The organism is Shewanella zhangzhouensis (assembly GCF_019457615.1).
Taxonomy (GTDB): domain Bacteria; phylum Pseudomonadota; class Gammaproteobacteria; order Enterobacterales; family Shewanellaceae; genus Shewanella; species Shewanella zhangzhouensis.
This window is the reverse complement of record NZ_CP080414.1, coordinates 4301084-4321906: the sequence shown is the minus strand read 5'-3', so window position 1 is coordinate 4321906 and position 20823 is coordinate 4301084. Positions and strand designations below refer to the sequence as shown.

General features: G+C 53.7%; 20 protein-coding genes and 1 tRNA gene. 4 read left to right on the top strand and 17 right to left on the bottom strand.

The window, feature by feature from the left end:
• Nucleotides 1-78 precede the first annotated feature (78 nt).
• The 10 genes from K0H63_RS19090 to K0H63_RS19045 form a co-directional block, all read right to left on the bottom strand.
• Complete coding sequence (locus K0H63_RS19090) at nucleotides 79-2661, bottom strand: methyl-accepting chemotaxis protein (RefSeq protein ID WP_220066051.1); 2583 nt, start codon at nucleotides 2659-2661, stop codon at nucleotides 79-81.
• 28 nt (nucleotides 2662-2689) lie between these two features.
• Nucleotides 2690-3229: a chemotaxis protein CheW gene (locus K0H63_RS19085; protein ID WP_011761602.1), complete on the bottom strand. Its 540-nt coding sequence runs from the start codon at nucleotides 3227-3229 to the stop codon at nucleotides 2690-2692.
• 15 nt (nucleotides 3230-3244) lie between these two features.
• On the bottom strand, nucleotides 3245-5332 hold the full coding sequence (locus K0H63_RS19080) for a chemotaxis protein CheA (protein WP_220066050.1): 2088 nt from the start codon (nucleotides 5330-5332) through the stop codon (nucleotides 3245-3247).
• A 19-nt stretch (nucleotides 5333-5351) separates the two neighbouring features.
• Nucleotides 5352-5714, bottom strand: a complete 363-nt coding sequence (locus K0H63_RS19075) for a response regulator (RefSeq protein ID WP_011761600.1) — start codon at nucleotides 5712-5714, stop codon at nucleotides 5352-5354.
• Nucleotides 5715-5728: 14 nt separating this feature from the next.
• Nucleotides 5729-6010: an STAS domain-containing protein gene (locus K0H63_RS19070; RefSeq protein ID WP_220066049.1), complete on the bottom strand. Its 282-nt coding sequence runs from the start codon at nucleotides 6008-6010 to the stop codon at nucleotides 5729-5731.
• Between the two features lie 167 nt (nucleotides 6011-6177).
• Nucleotides 6178-6813, bottom strand: a complete 636-nt coding sequence (locus K0H63_RS19065; RefSeq protein WP_220066048.1) for an SCO family protein — start codon at nucleotides 6811-6813, stop codon at nucleotides 6178-6180.
• 9 nt (nucleotides 6814-6822) lie between these two features.
• Nucleotides 6823-7722, bottom strand: a complete 900-nt coding sequence (gene cyoE / locus K0H63_RS19060) for a heme o synthase (protein ID WP_220066047.1) — start codon at nucleotides 7720-7722, stop codon at nucleotides 6823-6825.
• Between the two features lie 13 nt (nucleotides 7723-7735).
• A complete protein-coding gene (locus tag K0H63_RS19055; protein ID WP_220066046.1) occupies nucleotides 7736-8719 on the bottom strand; it encodes a COX15/CtaA family protein in 984 nt (327 codons plus the stop codon).
• Nucleotides 8719-9261, bottom strand: coding sequence for a redox-active disulfide-containing membrane protein (locus K0H63_RS19050; RefSeq protein ID WP_220066045.1), 543 nt, complete (start codon nucleotides 9259-9261; stop codon nucleotides 8719-8721). Before K0H63_RS19050 ends, K0H63_RS19055 begins: the two co-directional genes overlap by 1 nt.
• Nucleotides 9262-9289: 28 nt before the next feature.
• Complete coding sequence (locus tag K0H63_RS19045; protein ID WP_220066044.1) at nucleotides 9290-10039, bottom strand: SURF1 family protein; 750 nt, start codon at nucleotides 10037-10039, stop codon at nucleotides 9290-9292.
• Here K0H63_RS19045 and K0H63_RS19040 point away from each other — a divergent pair.
• Complete coding sequence (locus K0H63_RS19040) at nucleotides 10038-10253, top strand: DUF2909 domain-containing protein (RefSeq protein ID WP_220066043.1); 216 nt, start codon at nucleotides 10038-10040, stop codon at nucleotides 10251-10253. The genes K0H63_RS19045 and K0H63_RS19040 overlap by 2 nt on opposite strands.
• Nucleotides 10254-10255: 2 nt before the next feature.
• Here K0H63_RS19040 and K0H63_RS19035 read toward each other — a convergent pair whose 3' ends face one another.
• The 6 genes from K0H63_RS19035 to lexA form a co-directional block, all read right to left on the bottom strand.
• The gene (locus K0H63_RS19035; protein WP_220066042.1) at nucleotides 10256-11131 is read right to left on the bottom strand and encodes a cytochrome c oxidase subunit 3; all 876 of its coding nucleotides are present in this window, start codon (nucleotides 11129-11131) and stop codon (nucleotides 10256-10258) included.
• On the bottom strand, nucleotides 11128-11694 hold the full coding sequence (locus tag K0H63_RS19030) for a cytochrome c oxidase assembly protein (RefSeq protein WP_220066041.1): 567 nt from the start codon (nucleotides 11692-11694) through the stop codon (nucleotides 11128-11130). Before K0H63_RS19030 ends, K0H63_RS19035 begins: the two co-directional genes overlap by 4 nt.
• A 1-nt stretch (nucleotide 11695) precedes the next feature.
• Complete coding sequence (ctaD, locus tag K0H63_RS19025; protein WP_220066040.1) at nucleotides 11696-13291, bottom strand: cytochrome c oxidase subunit I; 1596 nt, start codon at nucleotides 13289-13291, stop codon at nucleotides 11696-11698.
• 10 nt (nucleotides 13292-13301) lie between these two features.
• A complete protein-coding gene (coxB, locus tag K0H63_RS19020; RefSeq protein ID WP_434086737.1) occupies nucleotides 13302-14864 on the bottom strand; it encodes a cytochrome c oxidase subunit II in 1563 nt (520 codons plus the stop codon).
• 388 nt (nucleotides 14865-15252) lie between these two features.
• Nucleotides 15253-15759 carry a cell division inhibitor SulA gene (locus K0H63_RS19015; protein ID WP_220066038.1) on the bottom strand — a complete coding sequence of 169 codons (507 nt, stop codon included), beginning with the start codon at nucleotides 15757-15759 and terminating at the stop codon, nucleotides 15253-15255.
• Nucleotides 15756-16379 carry a transcriptional repressor LexA gene (gene lexA, locus K0H63_RS19010; RefSeq protein ID WP_203325366.1) on the bottom strand — a complete coding sequence of 208 codons (624 nt, stop codon included), beginning with the start codon at nucleotides 16377-16379 and terminating at the stop codon, nucleotides 15756-15758. Before lexA ends, K0H63_RS19015 begins: the two co-directional genes overlap by 4 nt.
• A 151-nt stretch (nucleotides 16380-16530) precedes the next feature.
• Between lexA and plsB the strand changes: the two genes are divergently transcribed.
• The 3 genes from plsB (at nucleotide 16531) to K0H63_RS18995 (ending at nucleotide 20347) form a co-directional block, all read left to right on the top strand.
• Nucleotides 16531-18954 carry a glycerol-3-phosphate 1-O-acyltransferase PlsB gene (plsB, locus tag K0H63_RS19005; RefSeq protein ID WP_220066037.1) on the top strand — a complete coding sequence of 808 codons (2424 nt, stop codon included), beginning with the start codon at nucleotides 16531-16533 and terminating at the stop codon, nucleotides 18952-18954.
• The gene (gene mtr / locus K0H63_RS19000; protein WP_220066036.1) at nucleotides 18954-20210 is read left to right on the top strand and encodes a tryptophan permease; all 1257 of its coding nucleotides are present in this window, start codon (nucleotides 18954-18956) and stop codon (nucleotides 20208-20210) included. The genes plsB and mtr overlap by 1 nt, the downstream gene beginning before the upstream one ends.
• 63 nt (nucleotides 20211-20273) lie before the next feature.
• Nucleotides 20274-20347, top strand: a tRNA-Gly gene (locus K0H63_RS18995).
• 33 nt (nucleotides 20348-20380) lie between these two features.
• On the opposite strand, the gene K0H63_RS18990 is transcribed toward K0H63_RS18995, so the two are convergent.
• A complete protein-coding gene (locus K0H63_RS18990; RefSeq protein WP_220066035.1) occupies nucleotides 20381-20806 on the bottom strand; it encodes a globin family protein in 426 nt (141 codons plus the stop codon).
• Nucleotides 20807-20823 lie beyond the last annotated feature (17 nt).

The following is a 20823-nucleotide window of genomic DNA, read 5'->3' as shown; positions in this document are numbered from 1 at the left end:
ATTCCAAAGCGCCTCCTTTGGCCCCGAAAGCATCTCTGACAACAAGGGGCTCTGACGAGCCCCTTGTTGTCGGTCAGGTCAGAACTCGTGCCATTCTTCTTTACTGGCTTTAAATTTGGTCGGCCGCTTTTCGCCGCCAGCGACCAGTGCCAAAGGTGCCGCTGAGGATGCCTGTACGTCGGTTCTGAAGAACCCGAGTTGACGTCGCATATTGCGGGCCTGTTCGGCCATGGCATCACCGGCGGCGGAGACTTCTTCCACCAGTGCGGCGTTTTGCTGGGTCATCTCGTCCATTTGAGACACTGCTTTGTTCACTTCCTGGATACCCGATGCCTGCTGTTCGGCTGCGACACTGATTTCATTAATCATCTCAGCCACCTTGGATACGGCGTGCACGATTTCCTGCAGGGTGTTGCCGGACTGGTTCACCAGCGAGGTACCGTCATTGACCTTATTCACGCTGTCGCGAATAAGTTCTTTGATTTCCTTGGCCGCCCCCGCTGAGCGTTGGGCGAGATTGCGCACCTCACCAGCCACCACGGCAAAGCCTCGGCCCTGTTCACCTGCGCGGGCGGCTTCTACTGCCGCATTCAGTGCCAACAGGTTGGTTTGGAAGGCGATTTCGTCGATAACACCTATGATGTCAGCAATTCGCTTACTGGATTCGTTAATGGCCTCCATGGCGGTGACCGCCTGTTTGACCACCTTGCCGCCATGATCTGCCTTGGTGGAGGCCTCTTTGGCGAGGGTGTTGGCCAGGGTGGCGTTTTCGGCGCTCTGTTTTACGGTGGCCGTCATCTGCTCCATGCTGGAGGCGGTTTCTTCCAGTGACGCGGCTTGTTCCTCGGTGCGCTGGCTCAGGTCGGCATTACCCTGAGCAATTTCTTCGGCGCCCGAGGTGACGGTATTGGCTGATTCACTGATGCCGCCAAGGACTTCAGTCAGACGGCTGACGGTGGCATTGGCGTCGGCCTTGAGCTTGCCGAACTGTCCCTGATACTCGCCATTAATCTTGCGGGTTAAGTCACCCTTAGCCAAACCATCAAACATATCAACGACATCGGAAATAACGTTATCGGCAATGCCGACAAGGCTGTTGAGGCCGTTGGAGAGATTGAGGAAGAAACCTTCTTTATCATGGGTGGCGATGCGCTGCGACAAATCGCCGGAGCTTGCGGCTGCGATGATGCCATCAATCTCATGCTCGATGGCCGTTTCGGCGGTGCGGTCTGCCCACTCAACTACAGTCCCGATACGGGTGCCATCGGTGTCGTTAATAGGGTTGGCGATGATCCGGAAGGTGCGACCACCGACTTTAAGTTGGCTGGTGTAAGTGCTGGTGAGGTTGGCCAGCAGGTTTCGTTGGTGAGCAGGGTTTTTATGGAACACATCTATATTTGCACCCATCAGCTTATTGCTGTTGAAATTGGGTAAGTCCCTGACAATGTCGGATTGGGCAATGCTGAACATTTTTTTAACTGCATCATTGAGATAGATGATATTGCAGTCTGCATCCGCCACCATGGTGTTTGACGATACATTGTCCAGCGCCTGACGGATACGGGCATTTTCGGCAGCGAGAGCCCGTTCTTTCTCTTCCCGGGCCAATTGCGCAGTAATGTCGCTCCACTCCACCACGGTGCCTGTGCGTTTGCCATTATCGAATACAGGAGTGGCAATCAGGTCGAAGGTTAAGCCTGCTACCTTGATACGGGCCTTGTAAGAGCTGGTGAGTTTGGCCAGCAGCTGGCGCTGATGCTCGGGGTGTTTGTGGAAGATATCTATGTTGGTGCCCATCAGGGTGGAAACATCAAATCGGTTGATGGATTCACGCAGTTTTTCCTCATTGCCGGTCAACATGGCTTTGAGGGAGTGGTTGAAGTAAATGATGTTGTTATTTTCATCGGCCATCATCACGTTAGCCTGACAAACATCCAGCGCCTGCTTGATGCGGTTGGTTTCGCGGATCAGTTTTTCTTCAGCTTGCTGCCGCGCCAGGGATTCGGTCAGGTCCTGCCATTCCACCACGGTTGCGATTCGTTGATGCTGCTCATCGAACACGGGTGAGGCAATCAGGCTGAAGGTCCGGGTACCGACTTTGATTTTGGCGGAGTAGGTGGACTTTAATCCGGCTATCAGACGACGTTGATGGGATGGCTCGCGGTGGAAGCTGTCCATGTTGGCACCCTGCAGGCGACTCACATCAAAGTTGGGTAGTTCTTTGCGAATATCCGCTTCGGCATCGCTCAGTGTGGTGCGCAGTGAGTCGTTAAAGTAGAGGATTTCCCCGTTGGGATCCGCCAGCATTACGTTTGCCTGGCAGATGTCCAGTGCTTTGAGGGTGGCCCGGCCTTTTTGCTGCTCGTCCCAGAAGCTGGCAAATTCTTCAGAGAACTCCTGCCAGCCAGGGATATCGTAACTGCCAAGTTTGGGTCTGGTATGGCTTCGCAGCGCCTGACGTATTTCTGCCAGCGCTTCAGCAACCCTCGGGCCGCCCTGACTTAAACCAATACCCAGTACAATCAGCGCAACAACCAGGGCGGCACTGACCATGTTACCGGATTGCCCCATCAGGCTGAGTACCAAAGAAACGGCAACTATCACCATGCCGCCCAAGGTAAATGGGGCTGGCCCCATCAGCTTTTTATTGCCTGCGTCCATGTTGATTCCTCTTGCTTTAGTGTCCATTTCAGGCAGTCATTACCTGAGCTTGTTGTTCGAGATTGCCGATGATCCGATTCAGTGTCTCGGGATCCGGTAAGATGGCGGAGCCAAGTAACCGGTTGATCTCAAGCAGAATGACCATCTTGTCCTGCACATTTGCCAGCCCCTTGATGAACCGCAGGTCGGTGCCGTGACCAAAGTCAGGGGCCTGGCGGATTTCTTCTTCTTCGATGCTGAACACGTCTGATACGGCATCTACCACTATGCCTATCACCTTTTGTGTTTCATCCATGGTTACCTTGACCACTATCACCACGGTGGTAGCGCCATATTCCAGAGTTTTTATCCCAAACTTTTGCCGCAGATCTATGATGGGGACTATGGTGCCCCGCAGGTTGATGACGCCTTTGACATAGTCGGGGGCGTTTGGCAGCACAGTGGTGGGCTCCCAGCCGCGGATTTCCTGAACGGAGAGAATGTCCACGCCGTACTCCTCATTGGCCATGATGAAGCTCAGATACTGTTGATTACCTTGCTTGACCTGTTCGATGGAAATGTCAGCCATATCGAGTCTTCCTTTTTACGCGGCGTGTTCATTGCTGCTGCCAATACCGGCCAACTTGACCAGTCCGGCAACGTCTATGATGAGTGCGACTGTGCCATCGCCCAGTATGGTGGCGCCCGAAATGCCCGGAATACGGGTGTAGTTTTCCTCCAGGCTTTTGATCACAACCTGTTGTTGCGCCAGCAGTTCATCCACCAGCAGGCCGGTTTTTTCATTGTTGTGATCCACTACCATCACCAGGCCATCTTTGATTTCCCGCGCATCGGCGTCGTGGTTGAACTCCCGGTACATCTTGATTACCGGTAAATATTCGTCCCGCAGACGGATAAGCTCATGGCCATCGGACAGCCGATTGATGCGGTTGGTGGGCACCTGCAAGGATTCGTAGATGGACACCAGCGGCACCACGTATATGTGCTTGCCGATGCGGATAAGCTGGCCGTCGAGAATAGCCAGTGTCAGGGGTAGCCGAATGGTAAAGCGGCTGCCTTTGCCCGCCTCGGACTTCAGTTCGATGGAGCCGTTGAGTTCGTGAATATTGCGTTTGACCACATCCATACCCACGCCACGCCCGGAGAGATCTGACACCGCATCGGCGGTGGAAAAGCCTGGCTTGAATATCAGCTGGTGGATGGCCTCTTCCGATAATTCTTCATCGGGCCCGACTATTCCTTTTTGGCGGGCTTTTTCGAGGATTTTGCGGGTATTGAGTCCGGCGCCATCGTCCACTATTTCGATGATGATGCAACCGCCCTGATGGTAAGCATTGAGCATAATGGTGCCGGTTTCAGACTTACCCTGTGCCAGCCTGAGCTCGGGGGATTCCAACCCATGGTCGAGAGAATTTCGTACCAGATGGACCATGGGATCGACAATCTTTTCCAGTACGGTTTTATCCAGCTCTGTGTCTTCACCTTTGAGGATAAGCTCTACTTTCTTACCCAACTGCTGACCTATGTCTCTGACCAAGCGGGGGAAGCGGTTAAAAGCAAAACTGATGGGCAGCATGCGAATCTGCATGACGCTTTCCTGCAAATCCCGGGTATGGGAAGCCAGCTGCTCAAGCCCCTGTTGCAGCAGTAACAGCGACTCCTGGTTGATTTCGTCCTGTTGGCCTATCTGGCCCAGCATGGCCTGAGTGATCACCAGCTCGCCCACCATATTGATGAGCATATCGATTTTTTCTGTGCTGACCCTGATGGAGCTGCTTTCTCCACTCTTGGCGGCAACCGCGTTTTGTTTTTGGCTGGCTGCGGCTTTGTCTGTGGAGAGGGTCTGTACCTCCGGTGCCAGCGCAATGACCTCAGGGGCTGCTGCAGGCGCGTCAATTTCGGCTTGCGGTGATGGCGACAGCATCTCTGTGGGGGCATCTGCCGAAGGTACCGCTTCCATTTGTTGGTAACTGATTTCGCACTCATCTTCGACCCATTCGAACACTTCTTTGAGTTTTTCCAGTGGCTCGTCTGTGGTCAATCTTAAGCGCCAGTGCAGGTAGCAGGCTTCGGGATCAAAGTCGTCCCATGAGGGCAAGGAAACCGGCAGGAGTTCGGTCGTCAGTGTGCCCTTGGAGGCGAGCTCAGCAAACATCAGCATGGGATCGTTGCCGCAGCGCATAATGTCGGCGCCAGCCTTGAAATCAATTTGCCAGCACAGTGCTTTTGAGTCGGAGCCTGATAGTGCCTGAGGGGATGAAACCGATTGCGTTTGGCTTGGTTGATTGGACAGGGTGTGATTCAGCCGCAACTCAAGCTCGGATAATTTGGGGTCATTGAATTCGGCTTGGCTCATCAGGGCTTCGAACATGCCCCTGAGCAAATCCACCGACAACAGCAGCATGTCAACGTGGTCAGGCTGCATCTGCCTTCGTCCGTCGCGGATTTCGTCAAGCAGAGTTTCAAGCAGATGCGTGTAGTTGGCCACCTGCATAAAACCGAAGGTGGCACTGCCGCCCTTGATGGAGTGTGCTGCCCTGAAGATAGTGTTTATGGTCTCTGGGTCCGGCGCGGCCACGTCCAGCTTCAGCAGCTCAGACTCCATAATCGCCAGGCCTTCGATACTTTCCTCGAAGAACACCTGGCTGAATTGGCTAAGATCTATGTCCATTCCCTAGTCTCTCTGCGGGTTATCCCAACACTTTGCGCACCGTGGCCAGCAATTGTTCCGGATTGAAGGGTTTCACAATCCAACCTGTAGCACCTGCTGCCCGCCCTTCCTGCTTTTTATCGCCACCGGATTCTGTAGTCAGCATCAGCAGTGGGGTGAATTTGTAAGCAGGTAGGGTTCGCAGGTTACGGATAAGGGTGATGCCGTCCATCACGGGCATATTCACATCCGATATAACCAGGTCGTACTGGCCGGCCTGCGCCGCTTTCAAGGCTTCATCGCCATTGCACGCCTCGGTGACATCAAATCCGGCGGTTTTCAGCGTAAACCCCACCATTTGTCTCATTGAGGCCGAATCATCAACGGCAAGAATCTTCTTCATAGGTTGTTGTCCTTTTACGCTTGGCTGGTTATTCCCGGAAGTTGCATACCCATCTGCTTGAACTGAGCGACAAGTTCTGTAGTTATTCCTTTCCAGTTCAGTGGGATACTACTGTTTACACAATGGGACTGCAGGCACAGCAGCAGTTGCAGGCCAGCAGTGTCTGCCTTGATTAGCCTGGCGGCATTCAGGGTGACAGGTCTGCCCTGATGCAGCAGATCGGCTAACTGACTGTAGATAGGCTGGATGTTGCGGATGGTCAGCTCGCTTCCGAGCTCTACTGTGTTTTCTGACATTGAGGCATCCCTTGAGTGCTGGACCTGAGTTCCTTTACACACAAAAGATAGACGCCATTTTGGACTGTCGCCTCATTTACAAGGATTTTTTCTTTTGGAATGGCGTTTGATGCTAAAGGGGCAACAGCAAGGGCAAAACCGGTGTTTTGCCCGGGTTTATTGGAGGGTCAGTATTGATGACGAATAAGGCGCATATCAGAAATCAGCGCCTGATTCCGTATTTGAGGAATGGATTGGCCATCGCTCTTGGGTTTGAATACGGCGTACCTTTCACCTTTGGGTGAAATCACAACGATGGAGGCACTGTGGTCGACCTGATAGTCGGGGCCATCACCCACCATGGTGTACACCATGCCCAGAGATCGGGTAAGGGAATACAACTCGCTGTGCTCTCCGGTGACGGCGAGAAATTCCGGATGGAAAAAGGCCGCATATTGGGCCAGCCTGGTTGGCGTGTCCCGCGCCGGGTCTACAGAGAGAAAAATCACCTGCAGCGAGTTTTCCTGATTCAGTTCAGGATAAGCCGCCGCCAGCTTTGACATGGTCGTTGGACAGATGTCTGGGCAAGAGGTGTAACCCAGAAAAATCAGGCTCCACTTACCAATGAGCCTTTGATTGTCAAAGGTTTGTCCCTGCTGATCGACCAGTTTAAAAGGGGGTAACGGCTTGGGCGCTGGAAACAGATAACCCGTGTCCAGTGTGGGTGGCGTCTGGTTATCACTGGAGTTGCCCGAGTTTATCAGCAGTGTCAGACCGCCCATCCCCACCAGGAAGAAGACGGCCATCATCCAGGATTTTTTCATGCATGCCCCTTATATGTAGTGGTCAATCAACAGCAGGATAAACAGCAGCATCAGGTGATAGATAGAAAAGCGGAACACGTCCATCGCCATGCCTGGGGTCTCATGATACTTAAGCTGCCATGCCTTATAGATAAAGCCGATACTCAGTAAGGTTGAACCCAGCAAATACAAGGCCCCACTCATGCCAACCAACACGGGTAGCAGGCAGGCCAATGCAAGCAATACAGTGTAAAGAAAGATACAGGTCTTGGTAAATTCCACGCCGTGGGTCACGGGCAGCATGGGAATATCGACCTTGGCGTAGTCAGCTTTGCGATGTATTGCCAGCGCCCAAAAGTGGGGTGGTGTCCAGGCGAAGATAATAATCACCAGCAGCAACCCATGGCCGTGGAAATCATTGGTCACCGCTGTCCAGCCCAGTAAGGGGGGCATGGCTCCGGCGAGTCCGCCAATCACAATGTTTTGTGGCGTCGCACGCTTGAGGTAGGCGGTATAGACCACGGCATAGCCAAGCAGGCTCGCCAGTGTCAGCCAGGCCGTGAGTGGATTGACCAACCAGTAGAGGCAGACAAAACCAATCAGTGCCAGCAGGGCGGCAAAGGTAGCGGCGTGGCTGACGGGCACCTTGCCTTTGGGTAGAGGGCGATTATAGGTGCGTGCCATCAGACCATCGATACGCCGGTCAATGAGGTGGTTCATCGCGGCTGCGGCGCCTGCCATCATGGCAATGCCCAGCATTCCGGCAATCAATGGCTGCAGTGGTACCGCGCCCGGCAATGCCAGGCACATGCCCACAAGCACTGTCAGCAGCATCAAGGCAACCACCTTGGGTTTGGTCATTTCCAAATAGGCGCGCCATGGTAAACGGGACAGGCCTGATACGGGGGTAATGGAGAGAGATTTGGCCATAACAGCTCCTTTTTCAGGCTTTGCGCCACAGTGCGTAATTAATAAAGACCAGTGTGACCAGCAAAAATGCGGCCCCCAGATTGTGGGCAACGGCAATGGCCAGTGGGAGATGAAGCACTACGTTGGAAATCCCCAGGCCAATTTGCAGCACCAAAAAACCTGCCAGTACCCAACCGGCATGGCGAAGCACCTTGCTATGGGCCCGGCTTATCATGCGAAACGCCAACAGCCCCAGCAGAGCCGCAGTAATCATGGCACCAAAGCGATGCGCGATATGTATGGTCATGCGGGCGTGGTAGTCCAGCACACCAAATTCAAAGCTGGGGTGCGTACCCTGGAAGGGTGAGAAGGCATCGGCAATTTTCAGATTGGTTGTCCAATCGCCCTCGCAAAACGGTAACTCTGTGCAGGCGAGGGCCGCATAGTTGGACGAGGTCCAGCCCCCCAGGAGGATCTGCGCAACCAATACCCCAACACAGGCCAGTGCCAGTCGCTGATACTGACGCATGCCCGGATCTCCGCCGGGGATGCGGAAACCACTGGTACGCAAATACAGCAAGGTCAGCAGCGACAGCAGGGTAAAACCGCCAAGCAAATGAGACATAACCACCACGGGCATCAGCTTCATGGTGACAGTCCAGGCGCCCAGTGCGCCCTGGAACAATATGAGCAGCAGAATAAATATCGGCAGTTTGCGCGGTGCTTCTTTCAACCTGTAACAGGCTATCAGCACCAAGATCACCAGCAAGCCCAGGCTGCTGGCAATGTATCTGTGGATCATTTCCGGCCAGGCTTTGGTGGGATCAATCGTATGGTCTGGAAACAGCGACTCGGCTTTGGCCAGCTCATGGGCCGCAGAGGGGACTTTAAAGTGACCATAGCAGCCGGGCCAGTCGGGGCAACCCAGGCCGGCATCCGACAGGCGGGTATAAGCCCCCAGTAAAATCACCATCAGGGTGCAGGCGAGGGTGAGTTTGAGCAGGTTTCTCAGTGTCATCAGCCAACCCTCGATAATTTAAGCAGTTTACGCAGGTCGGCCAACATGGCTTTGCCTTGGGAGATATTCGCTTCTTGTCCACTGACCGAGGGATAGCGCATCACCAGGGTGCCCATGGGGTCGACCAGAATAAATTCCTGGGATGCCAGTAAGGGGTTCAGTGCCATTGGCAGTGAGGCTGTGGGTAACTCAGCGCCGTCGAGGGCTGTGATGTCGCTCGAGTCAGACACCAGCACCAGGGGAGTGACCCGGCTTCGCTCAGCGCCAAGCGCTGTGTGGCTTTGATGAATGACATAGAGCCTGTCTTTACACATTTGATCGCAGGTTTGGGGCATCAGATAAAGAATTTGCCATCGTTGTGGTGCCGGGTTGGTGGCGCCCAGGCTTTGGTAACTGGTTTCCTCGGTGAAGAGTTGCCCCTGATTGGTCACCCCTTCGTTGTACCAGTGTTGGCTGAGGACGAGCTTCGCCAGCGCGACTGGCAGTATGAAAGCCAGCAACAGCAGAAGCAGGGGGCGCGCACTGAATTTTTGGGAGTTCATGTCTCTCTCCTCTTACATTTATGAATGATTAATCCCTTAACTCGTTCTGTTTCTTCCTTGACTTCACAACATAAAAAATCACCAGCAGTGCCAATGCTGCCGCCAGGGAAAACCACTGTGCCGCGTAGCCCAGATGTTTTTCCGGTGGCATATTGACCGGCATCCAGCGCCTGGGTAAGGGCCTGCCCGGCAGGCTGTCTGGCTGTAGCACCAGGTCAATAACCTCAAGCTGCAATTGAGCCGCAAGCGCGGGTATGTTGAGCGCCTGAATGCGCATTGGATCGCCCGCTTCGGCGGCCAGATCATCACTCAGCGGATTCAGTTTGCGCCGATAAATCCGGCCCTTTACGCTCAGCTGACCATCAATTGGCTCAATTTGTGGCAGCGTTGCTCTGTCGCGGCCCGCAGCCACAAACCCCAACTCCACCAACAACACACTTTGAAATCCATTCACCCGCAGCAGGCGAAACGCCTTGTATCCCACCTGGCCATCCAGCACCTGATTATCCAGCAGCACCGTTATCCCGGGGATAAACTCCCCGGTCACCTCCAGTCGGTAACCTTCGAGGTCGTCCGAATTGGCTTGCCTTGCCAGCAAACTGTCCATCGATAAGGGGGAGGCCTGATGGTGTTCTGCCAATGACGCCAGCAACTCACGCTTTTCCTCTGCCCGTTCGAGTTGCCAAAATCCCAACTTGACGAGCACAGCAAACAGCACCAGAGTGAATAACATCAGCAACTTGCCGGCATATCCCGGCCTGGTACCCGGAGAATCCATGACTGCTTTTGTTTTTAAATCTGTGCTGGTATTGCTGCTGATTTTTATCATCTTCAATCTCGGCCGCGCCCTTTACATCATGGTCAAGGGGGATGGCAGTGTCCCCATGAGCCGCTATTTGGGTCGCCGTGTCGCCCTGTCTGCCCTGGTCATACTCTTGCTGCTGGTGGCTCTGGCGCTGGGGTGGATAACACCTCACCCCAGGCCTTACTGAACCTAAAGTACGTAAACAAACACAAACAGGCAGAGCCAAACCACATCCACAAAGTGCCAGTACCAGCTGCCAGCCTGAAACGCGAACTGGTTATCGTGGCTGAAATGGCCCTTAAGCACCCTGAAAAACAACACCAGCAGGAAGATAGTGCCGAGGGTAACGTGCAGGCCGTGGAAGCCTGTGAGCAAAAAGAAGGTGTTGCCATATACACCGGACGCCAGGGTGAGCCCCATTTCGGTGTAGGCATGGATATACTCTTCAACCTGCAGCGACAGGAAGCCCAATCCCAATAAAATGGTGAACCCGAGCCAGAGTGTCAGCGCCGTGCGTTTACCCTTCTCAAGCCCCATATGGGCAAAGTGCAGGGTAAAGGAGGAGGTGAGCAGCAGGATGGTGTTGATCAGCGGCAGACCCGTCCAGCCCATGGCCTGGGTTTTGGTGCCGTCAGGGGTGGTTTCCAGTGGCCACACGGCCTCAAACGCCGGCCAAAGTACTTCGTGTGTCATGGCGTTGTTGGAAGCACCGCCAAGCCAGGGCACTGCTATGGTGCGAGCGTAGAGAAGCGCGCCAAAGAAGGCCGCAAAGAACATGACCTCAGAAAAGATGAACCAGCTCATCCCCTGACGGAAGGACCTGTCCATCTGGCTTGAGTAAAGTCCCGACATGGACTCATCAATCACATTTCTGAACCAGCCAACCATCATGAACAGAATGACGGCAACACCGGCGAGCAGAATGTATCCGGCGCCGCTGCCACCCGATTTAAGCTGATGTACAAAATTACCCGCGCCGTAGGCAATCAAAAACAGGCCAATAGCGCCGATAATGGGCCAGCCACTCTGGCTGGGAACATAGTAGTTTTGATGCTTGCTTGTCATTTCATGGCTCCCGCCTGCAGGGCACCGGCCAGATCCTTGTCTGTGATGTCATACAGGGTGTAAGAGAGGGTCAGGGTATGGATAGACTCAGGCAAATCCGGATCCACAAAGAAAATCAGTGGCAAATTGGCACTGTCTTTTCCTGCCAACACCTGTTGGTTAAAGCAAAAACACTCAGTCTTATTGAAATAAGCGGCGCCCTGTCCGGGGGATACCGAAGGAATAGCCTGGCCAACCAGAGCATTTGACGACAGGTTGTGTGCCAGAAAATCGGTGCGTACCAGCTGCCCTGGATGTACTTCCATGCGCTTAACCGCCGGGCCAAATTCCCATGGCATCCCGGGTTGCACCTGCGCCATAAACTCCACGGTCACAGTTCTGGCTTCGTCTACCTGCATCTGGCTGTATTGCGCGGCTTCGGAACTGGTTTTGCCGTTAATCCCCAATTGTTCGCACAGCACGTCGTAAAGGGGGACAAGGGCGAAACCAAAACCGAACATTCCAACGCAGCCAAGGCAGAGTCCGATTATCAGCTTTCGGTGAGAAACCCCGGGCGCCGTCATCTTATTTCACCTCGGGAGGAGTGCTGAACGAGTGGTAGGGGGCAGGACTTGGCAGCGTCCACTCCAAACCCTCTGAGCCTTCCCATGGCTTGGCCGGAGCACGTTCGCCGCCGCGGATACACTTGATAACCACCGCGAGGAAGATGAGCTGCGACAGACCAAAGGCAAAGCCGCCTATGGAGACTATCTGGTTTACGTCAGCGAATTGAATCGCATAGTCCGGAATTCGCCTTGGCATACCCGCGAGGCCAAGAAAGTGCATCGGGAAAAACAGCACGTTCACTGAAATCACCGAACACCAGAAGTGCAGCTTGCCGAGCTTTTCGTCATACATGTGCCCGGTCCACTTGGGTAACCAGTAATAGGCCGCCGCCATAATCGAGAAAATGGCGCCGGACACCAGCACGTAGTGGAAGTGTGCAACCACAAAGTAGGTATCGTGGTATTGGAAGTCCACTGGCGTGATGGCAAGCATCAATCCCGAGAAACCGCCAATGGTAAAGAGGATGATAAAGGCAATGGCAAACAACATGGGTGTTTCAAAGGTCATGGAACCACGCCACATGGTCGCGACCCAGTTAAACACCTTCACCCCCGTGGGTACCGCAATCAACATGGTGCAGTACATAAAGAAGAGCTCGGCAAACACCGGCATCCCAGTGGTGAACATATGGTGTGCCCACACCAGAAACGACAGGATGGCGATGCTGGCCGTGGCGTAAACCATGGAGGCATAACCGAAGAGCTTTTTACGGCTGAATGCCGGCACTATCGCCGAGATGATCCCAAATGAAGGCAGGATCATGATGTACACCTCGGGGTGACCGAAGAACCAGAAGATATGCTGGAACATCACAGGGTCACCGCCACCTGCGGCATCAAAGAAACTGGTACCGAAGTATTTGTCGGTGAGCACCATGGTAACAACCCCGGCCAGCACTGGCATCACGGCAATCAGCAGGAATGCGGTGATAAGCCAGGTCCAGACAAACAGAGGCAGTTTCATCCAGGTCATACCGGGGGCGCGCAGGTTGACTATGGTCACTATCACGTTGATGGCACCCATGATGGAGCTGATCCCCATGATGTGAACCGAAAACACAAACAGTGCTGTACTGTCGGGGCTGTAGGTGGTGGACAGAGGGGCGTAAAACGTCCAGCCGAAGTTGGGTGCACCGCCTTCCATAAACAGCGAGCTGAGCAAGATGAGGAAGGCAAAGGGCAAAATCCAGAAACTCCAGTTGTTCATCCTGGGCAATGCCATATCTGGTGCCCCAATCATCATGGGGATCAGCCAGTTAGCCAACCCGGTAAAGGCTGGCATAACGGCACCAAACACCATGATAAGGCCGTGTACCGTGGTCATCTGGTTAAAGAAGTTAGGCTCAACCAGTTGTAATCCAGGCTGGAACAACTCGGCACGGATCACCATGGCCATGGCGCCACCGGTCAGGAACATAATAAAACTGAACCAAAGGTAGAGTGTGCCTATATCCTTGTGATTGGTTGTTAATATCCAGCGCATTATGCCCTTGGCCGGGCCATGATGGTGTTCGTCATGGACGCCCTGATGGGTATCGTGGGTCGTGGTTGTCATTATCGTTCCCCTACTTTCCATGATTGTTTACGTCGGTGGCCTGAACGTTATCGCCGGTGTTGTTATCCCAGGCGTTACGTTCATAGGTCACCACCGCAGCAATGTCCCTGGCAGACAACATTGAGCCAAAAGCCTGCATCGCGGTCCCGGCTTTGCCGTGAATGACTATGTCGAGGTGATTGGCGATGGGGCCGGTAGCGATTGGGCTTCCCTTGAGGGCGGGAAACGCACCGGGCAAACCGGCACCATTGGCTTGGTGACACGCCGCGCAAGAAGCCATGTACACTTGCTCACCACGGGCCATCAAAGCGTCCATCGACATGGGCTCGTCGGATGAAGGCTCGTCGGCAGTAGGTTCGGCAACTGGAGGAGCTTCGGTCGATGTCACGGCTGCACTGACGGGTGTCGCTTGGTCAGCTCCCTGCATCTCGGTCTGGGCTGCGGGAGCGCCGTTACTGCCATGGGCGTTAACATCAGAGGCCTGCACTGTGTCACCTGTATTGTTGCCCCATGCATTACGCTCATAGGTCACAACAGCGGCAATCTCTGTGGCAGACAACTGCTTGTTGAATGCCTGCATGGCTGTGCCGGCTTTGCCGTTGATAACGATGTCGAGATGCTTGTCGACAGGACCCATGGCAATGGCACTGTCCTTAAGGGCGGGGAATACGCCGGGCAGGCCCATACCATTGGGTTGGTGGCAGGCGGCGCAGCTGGCCATGTACACCTTTTCACCCTGCGCCATCAGTTCTTCCATGGAAAGGGTTTGGTTCAATGCCGCAGCGGCTTGGGCAGCGGCGTTGCTTGCCAGTTGCTTCTGGTTTTCAACCCAGGCGTCAAACTCTGCTTCGGGCAATACCTCAACCACTATGGGCATAAAACCGTGGTCTTTACCGCACAGTTCGGCACATTGGCCGCGGTAAATGCCGGGTTTATCTATCCGGGTCCAGGCCTCGTTGATAAAGCCCGGATTGGCATCTTTTTTTACGGCAAATGCAGGCACCCACCAGGAGTGAATGACATCGTCGGAAGTCATCAAAAAGCGAACCTTACGGTTGGTGGGCAGCACCAGATGCTTATCCACTTCCAGCAAGTAGTGATCGCCTTTTGCTTCGGCGCCTTCTATTTGACTTCTGGGGGTCGCCAGGATGCTGTAAAAGCCGAAGTCGTGGTCGAAGTAATCGTAATGCCACTTCCATTGGGAGCCGGTGACCTTGATGGTCAAGTCGGCGTTGGAGGGATCTTCCATGGCGATGAGGGTCTTGGTTGCCGGAATAGCCATGGCAATCAGGATCAGAAAGGGCACCAGAGTCCACGCGATTTCGACCTTGGTACTTTCGTGAAATTGGGCGGCAACGGCCCCTTTGGATTTGCGGTGGTTTATCATGGCGTAAATCATGGCGCCAAAAACCACTACACCTATGGCACAGCAGATGTACAGGATAGTCATGTGCAGGCCATAGACCCTGCCACTTATCTCAGTAACACCTTGTGTCATGTTGAGCGGCATATCAGCCGCAAGGATGGGCGGGGCCATAAAAGCCGCCGCGAAACAATACAACCATTGCTTCACAAGACATCTCCTCTGTCAATTGCATCAAGCAACTACAAAGAAGAGTCACACAGTAAGTCTCTGCTCTATGCAAACTCTTCGGTTCCCACAAAAAGCAACGATGACTTCAAAGTGCGTTGGCGGTTGGTATCTTATTTAATGAACTACAGCTTTGTTCACCACACTTGCACCTACAGCTGAATATATCGGTCAAATACACAATATCCATGGCGCAAGCCTCAGATACTGCGACGACATAATCGCCCGGATATAACAAACAAATCGTTGTTAACCTGAACTACATTACTTGCAGTTTAAATATTGATCAAGATCACTTTATTTTCTAATTATCTGAAAAAATTATCGAAAAAAAGCCCCGATAACGGGGCTCAAAGGGATGAGGAGATGATCAGTGCAGCGGAGAGGCACTGCGAAGGGGGTGACTTAACTCGGGCCTAACAGTAAAAGCGTTGGCCTGTGAGTGAGCATTTACATTTTCAAAAATGACACCCAATGCCACGGCATTTTTGGCTACCAATGCCAATCTGCGTTTATCTCTGGGATCCAGTTCGTTGGTCCAGCACAGTACGGCGCTTGAGGTACCGTTGGTTAGGGCCTTTTCCATCGCCCACAGGGTTTCAAATTCGTCTTTGGCATGCACCAGCAGCACACGGTCCATGCGCACACCAGCCTGTGCCAGAGTGGATTTGAGTCCGATGTTGGGTGGGCTGATAAGCACTATCCATCGGCCCTCAAGACTGAGGCGTGCGAGCTCTGGGGCGAGCTGCTGTATCTCTTGGCGCCCCTGGGATTGAGTGCTTTGGGTGATCACCTGAGATGCGGGGCAAACATCTTTGGCGGCGGAATCTGTCCACAAGCCGGGATGACGGGGTGCGTTACCAATCAGCTTGTTCATAACCAGTCTCCATTACGGATAACGCCCACGGCCAAGCCTTCGATAGTCAGACTTTGGCTGGCAAGATCCACTCTGATAGGGGCGAACGCCTCGTTCTCTGCGTGCAAGAACACCACATTGCCTTGTTTCTCGAAGCGTTTTACCGTGACATCATCTTCCACCCGGGCAACGACAACCTGGCCGTTTCGTGCCTGGTTCATCTTGTGCACTGCCAGCAGGTCTCCGTCGAGAATACCTATGTCTTTCATACTGTCGCCGCGAACGCGCAGCAGAAAATCGGCATGGGGGCGGAACATGGCAGGATCGACCTGATAATACTGCTCCACATGCTCTTGGGCGAGAATGGGCTCACCGGCAGCCACCTGACCTATCAGGGGCAGCCCCGGGTCTGGCTGATCTTCCAGCTCATCACCCGCCAGTCTGATACCTCGCGAGGTGCCGGGCATAATCTCAATGCAGCCTTTTTTGGCAAGCGCTTTAAGATGCTCCTCGGCGGCATTGGCACTTTTAAAGCCGAGTCTGGATGCAATTTCTGCCCGTGTTGGGGGCATGCCGGTTTCGGCGATGTTGCGTTTGATTAGGTCCAGGATCTCGGCCTGGCGAGGCGTCAGCGGTCTCATGGTCATTCCTGTTTTTCTATACAGTTACTGTTAGTATATACAGTATTTTCATCAGCGCAAGTATTAACCATTTTTCAGATTATTGGCTAATGGCTGCGGCTGTCTGATATTCTATTGCGCTATTGATTGAAGCCAGGTTCCCAATATCAGCATGTCAGCACACGAGTCTTTTTGGTTTAAGTCTTTGCGTTGGATCCAGAAGCAGTTGGTACACACCATAGTGGTACCTCAGGATCCCTTCGCCGATTTGAATCTCGATCCCTCCCGCCCCTTGGTTTACGTCATGAAAACCGAGTCAGTGAGCGATATTGCTGCGCTCCATGAGGTGACCGGCAAGTTGGGGTTACCCAGCCCATATCAGATGCTGGAAGTCGATGGAATCAAGACCCCACGGGTCGTGTGTCTGGAGGGCAGAAAGCCGCTGTTTGGCAAACGTGACAGCAATGAGCCTTTTTTGCAGACTTTCCAGCAACTGCTGGCTTTGCACCGTCAGCAGCAAGAGCTGGATATACAGCTGGTGCCTGTAAGTCTTTACTGGGGGCGAACCCCGGGTAAAGAAGATGACACTATGCGTGCAGCAGTGCTTGAGCGGGAAGATCCGACCTGGCTGCGTAAATGTTTGATGATTTTATTCCTGGGTCGCCATAACTTCGTGCAGTTTTCCCGTGCTGTGTCGCTGCGTCATATGGCCGATGAACATGGCACAGACAAGCGCATTGCCCACAAGCTTGCCCGGGTGGCGAGGGTTCATTTCCGCCGTCAGCGTAAAGTGATGACAGGGCCTGTGTTGCCCAATCGTCAGGCCATGTTTCATGCACTGCTGAAATCCGACAACCTGAAAAAAGCGATTGCCGAAGAAGCCGCCAGCAAAAAAATCTCTGAAGAAAAGGCCCGTGAAACCGCCATTCAATATCTGGATGAGATTGCAGCCGATTACTCCGACAGTCTGGTGCGCATCGCCGAGCGCTTCCTCACCTGGCTGTGGAACAAGCTCTATAAAGGCATCAGCATCAAGGGCGCCGAACAGATTCGCCAGTTGCACCATGACGGCCATGAGATTGTGTATGTGCCTTGCCACCGGTCGCACATGGATTATTTGCTGCTGTCTTACATCCTTTATTACGAAGGCATGGTGCCGCCCCATATCGCTGCCGGGATTAACCTGAATTTCTGGCCCGCCGGCCCCATGTTCCGCCGTGGCGGCGCCTTCTTTATCCGCCGCAGCTTCAACGGCAACAAGCTTTACACCGCAGTATTCCGCGAATATCTGGATCAGCTGTTCGCCAAGGGATACTCGGTGGAGTACTTCACCGAAGGTGGCCGCTCCCGAACCGGCCGTCTGCTGGCGCCCAAAACCGGCATGCTGGCCATGACATTGTCTTCGGTTATCCGCGGAATTGAGCGACCAGTGACCCTAGTGCCCGTGTATCTGGGTTATGACCATGTGATGGAAGTGGCTACCTATCACAAAGAGCTGTCGGGTAAGAAAAAAGAAAAGGAATCCGTATGGCAGGTATTTGGGGCCATACGCAAGCTGGGTAACTTTGGCCGTGGCTATGTGAACTTTGGCCAGCCCATCACCCTGCAGAACTTTTTGACCGAAAAAGTCCCCAATTGGCGTGAAGAAGTGGGAGAAGATCCAGAGCAAAAACCGTCCTGGCTGACCCCTGTGGTGAATGCGCTCGCCAATCGGGTAATGACCCGCATCAATGATGCCGCAGCCGCCAGTTCTGTCACGCTTTCCAGTATGGTGTTGCTGGCCTCGGAGCAAAATGCGCTGGAGCGCAACCAGCTGGAGCGCCAGATTGATTTGTACCTGAGTCTGCTCAAATCCGTGCCTTATACCTCGTACGCATCAGTGACCGAGGGCAGTGGCAAGGAACTGGTCGATCGCGGTATTGAGCTGAACAAGCTGACAGAAACCAAGGATGACCTGGGTACCATCATCTCCATCGATGATAGCCTTGCGATTTCCATGACCTATTACCGTAACAACATCATCCACTTGTTTGTAATTCCGTCATTGATTGCCACCGTGATGGTGCGCCACGAAGAGGTCTCCCGCGAAGAACTGCAGGAGCTGGTTGCCGAGTTTTATCCGCTGCTTAAGGCCGAGCTCTTTATGGGTGTTGCCGATTTGCCAGCCTATGTGGATGCGCTGGTGGAGTGCTTTAAGTCAGAAGGTCTGATTACCGGCGATAACCGTCTGAAACTGGTAGATGAGCGTATTAATCAGCTGTTGTTGCTGGCCGGTGTGGTAGGCGAAACCTTGAAACGCTACGCCATTATTTTCAACCTGCTGGGTGAGCAGCCCAGAATGGAACGCGCCGACCTGGAGCATCACAGCCATCGTCTGGCCAGTCGTCTTGGTGCCATTCATGGCGTTATGGCGCCTGAGTTTTACGATAAAAAGCTCTATGCCTTGCTGTCGAGCAAGCTGAAAGATCTGGGTTATCTGTCCGACAAGGCCGATGGTGACAAGGTGCGTAAAATCCGTGATCACGCCAACGGACTGCTGAGAAGTTCGGTACGTCAAACCATTATAGAGACGCTGAATCAGGAGCAGGACGACTGATGGCTAACCATATGAATGCCGCCAGGCATCCGGTCAAAACCCCCTCGCTGCTGGGTGGTGCCATGATTATCGCCGGTACCACTGTGGGCGCGGGAATGTTCTCCTTGCCCGTGGTGGGCGCCGGCATGTGGTTTGGCTATTCGCTGCTGCTGATGGTGGCGATTTGGCTGTGCATGTTGCTGTCGGGATTACTGCTGCTGGAAACCAACCTCAGGTTTGAACCGGGCGCCAGTTTCGATACCCTCACCCGCGATACGCTGGGCCGCTTTGGCCGTATCGTTAATGGCCTCTCCATTGCCTTCGTGCTCTATATTCTCACCTACGCCTATATCAGTGGTGGTGGCTCCATCGTAAATCACAGCCTGTCGGGCATGGGCATCAGCTTGCCCCAGAGTGCGGCAGGTCTGGTGTTTGCGGCGGTATTGGCGGCTATCGTTATGATAAGCACCAAAGCGGTGGACAGAATCACCACCATCATGCTGGGCGGTATGATAATTACCTTCTTCCTGGCAGTGGGCAATCTGCTGATTGAGGTGGAGCCGGGTAACTTATTCTCACCCGATGGCGAGGCCCGCTTTGCACCATTTTTGTGGGCCGCAATTCCCTTCGGACTGGCGAGTTTTGGCTACCATGGCAATGTGCCTTCCCTGGTCAAATACTACGGTAAAAATCCGTCCGTCATTATCAAGGCGATTTGTATCGGCACCTTTATCGCGCTGGTGATTTATGTGTGTTGGTTGCTGGCTGCCATGGGTAATCTGCCGCGCAGCCAGTTCAGCGATATCATCGCCCAGGGCGGCAATATGGGTGTGCTGGTGTCGGCCCTGTCTGAGGTCATGGCCAGCGACTTACTTGGCAAAATGCTGACCCTGTTTGCCAACCTTGCCGTGGCGTCTTCTTTCCTTGGCGTTACCCTGGGGTTGTTTGACTATCTGGCGGACTTGTTTGGTTTTGCCGACGATGCCAGTGGTCGCCTGAAGACGGCTGCCGTCACCTTTTTACCGCCTACCCTGTTGGGGCTGCTGTTCCCCGACGGCTTTTTGGTGGCCATCGGCTTTGCTGCGCTGGCCGCCACCGTTTGGACCCTGCTGGTTCCGGGGGTGATGGCGCTGAAACTCAGAAAGCAGCAACCTGACTACCCTGGTTTCAGGGTGCCCGGTGGCACTGGCGTTATTTATTTGGTGATAAGTTTCGGTATCCTGACGGCGGCTTGCCATCTGCTCGCGATGGCTGAGCTGTTACCTGTTTACCGTTAAAATATGCTGCCATGCCTTTGCTTGACAAAGGCATGGATTTCAGTAATTTATAACGCGTAAAAGGCGGGTGTAGTTCAATGGTAGAACGGCAGCTTCCCAAGCTGCATACGAGGGTTCGATTCCCTTCACCCGCTCCATTTCACTTGCTTCACGTCTCCTGCTTCACGTGACTAGGCACAGCCCTGCTTTTTCATCTCCGCCTTCATCACATCTGCTACCAAATGTAATACCGCTATCCAGGCGTCTTTTACTTCTTGGGTAAACTTGTCACCCAGGCCTTCTGCCAGGGTATACAGCAGTGCGTTGCCCACGGGGGAAAAGTGATGGGTTTTCACACCATATTGCACATGCCGCCGGGCCAGGTCCTGCAATACAGGGACTAATTTATCCGGGTTATCCAGTCCCTTTACTGCGGCATCCAACATCGCCATCAGCTTGCGTCCCTGTGCCTTGAGATCAGATTTAAATAATGACCTCAGTGATGGGTCTATTTCGAACAGGTTGCGATAGAAAAGCGCTGCGGCATCATCGGCAATGGGACGAACCAGCCCAAAAGACTGGTTGATGAGCGATATTTGGTCGTTGGTCAGTGACATAGAGATTCCATCCCTGA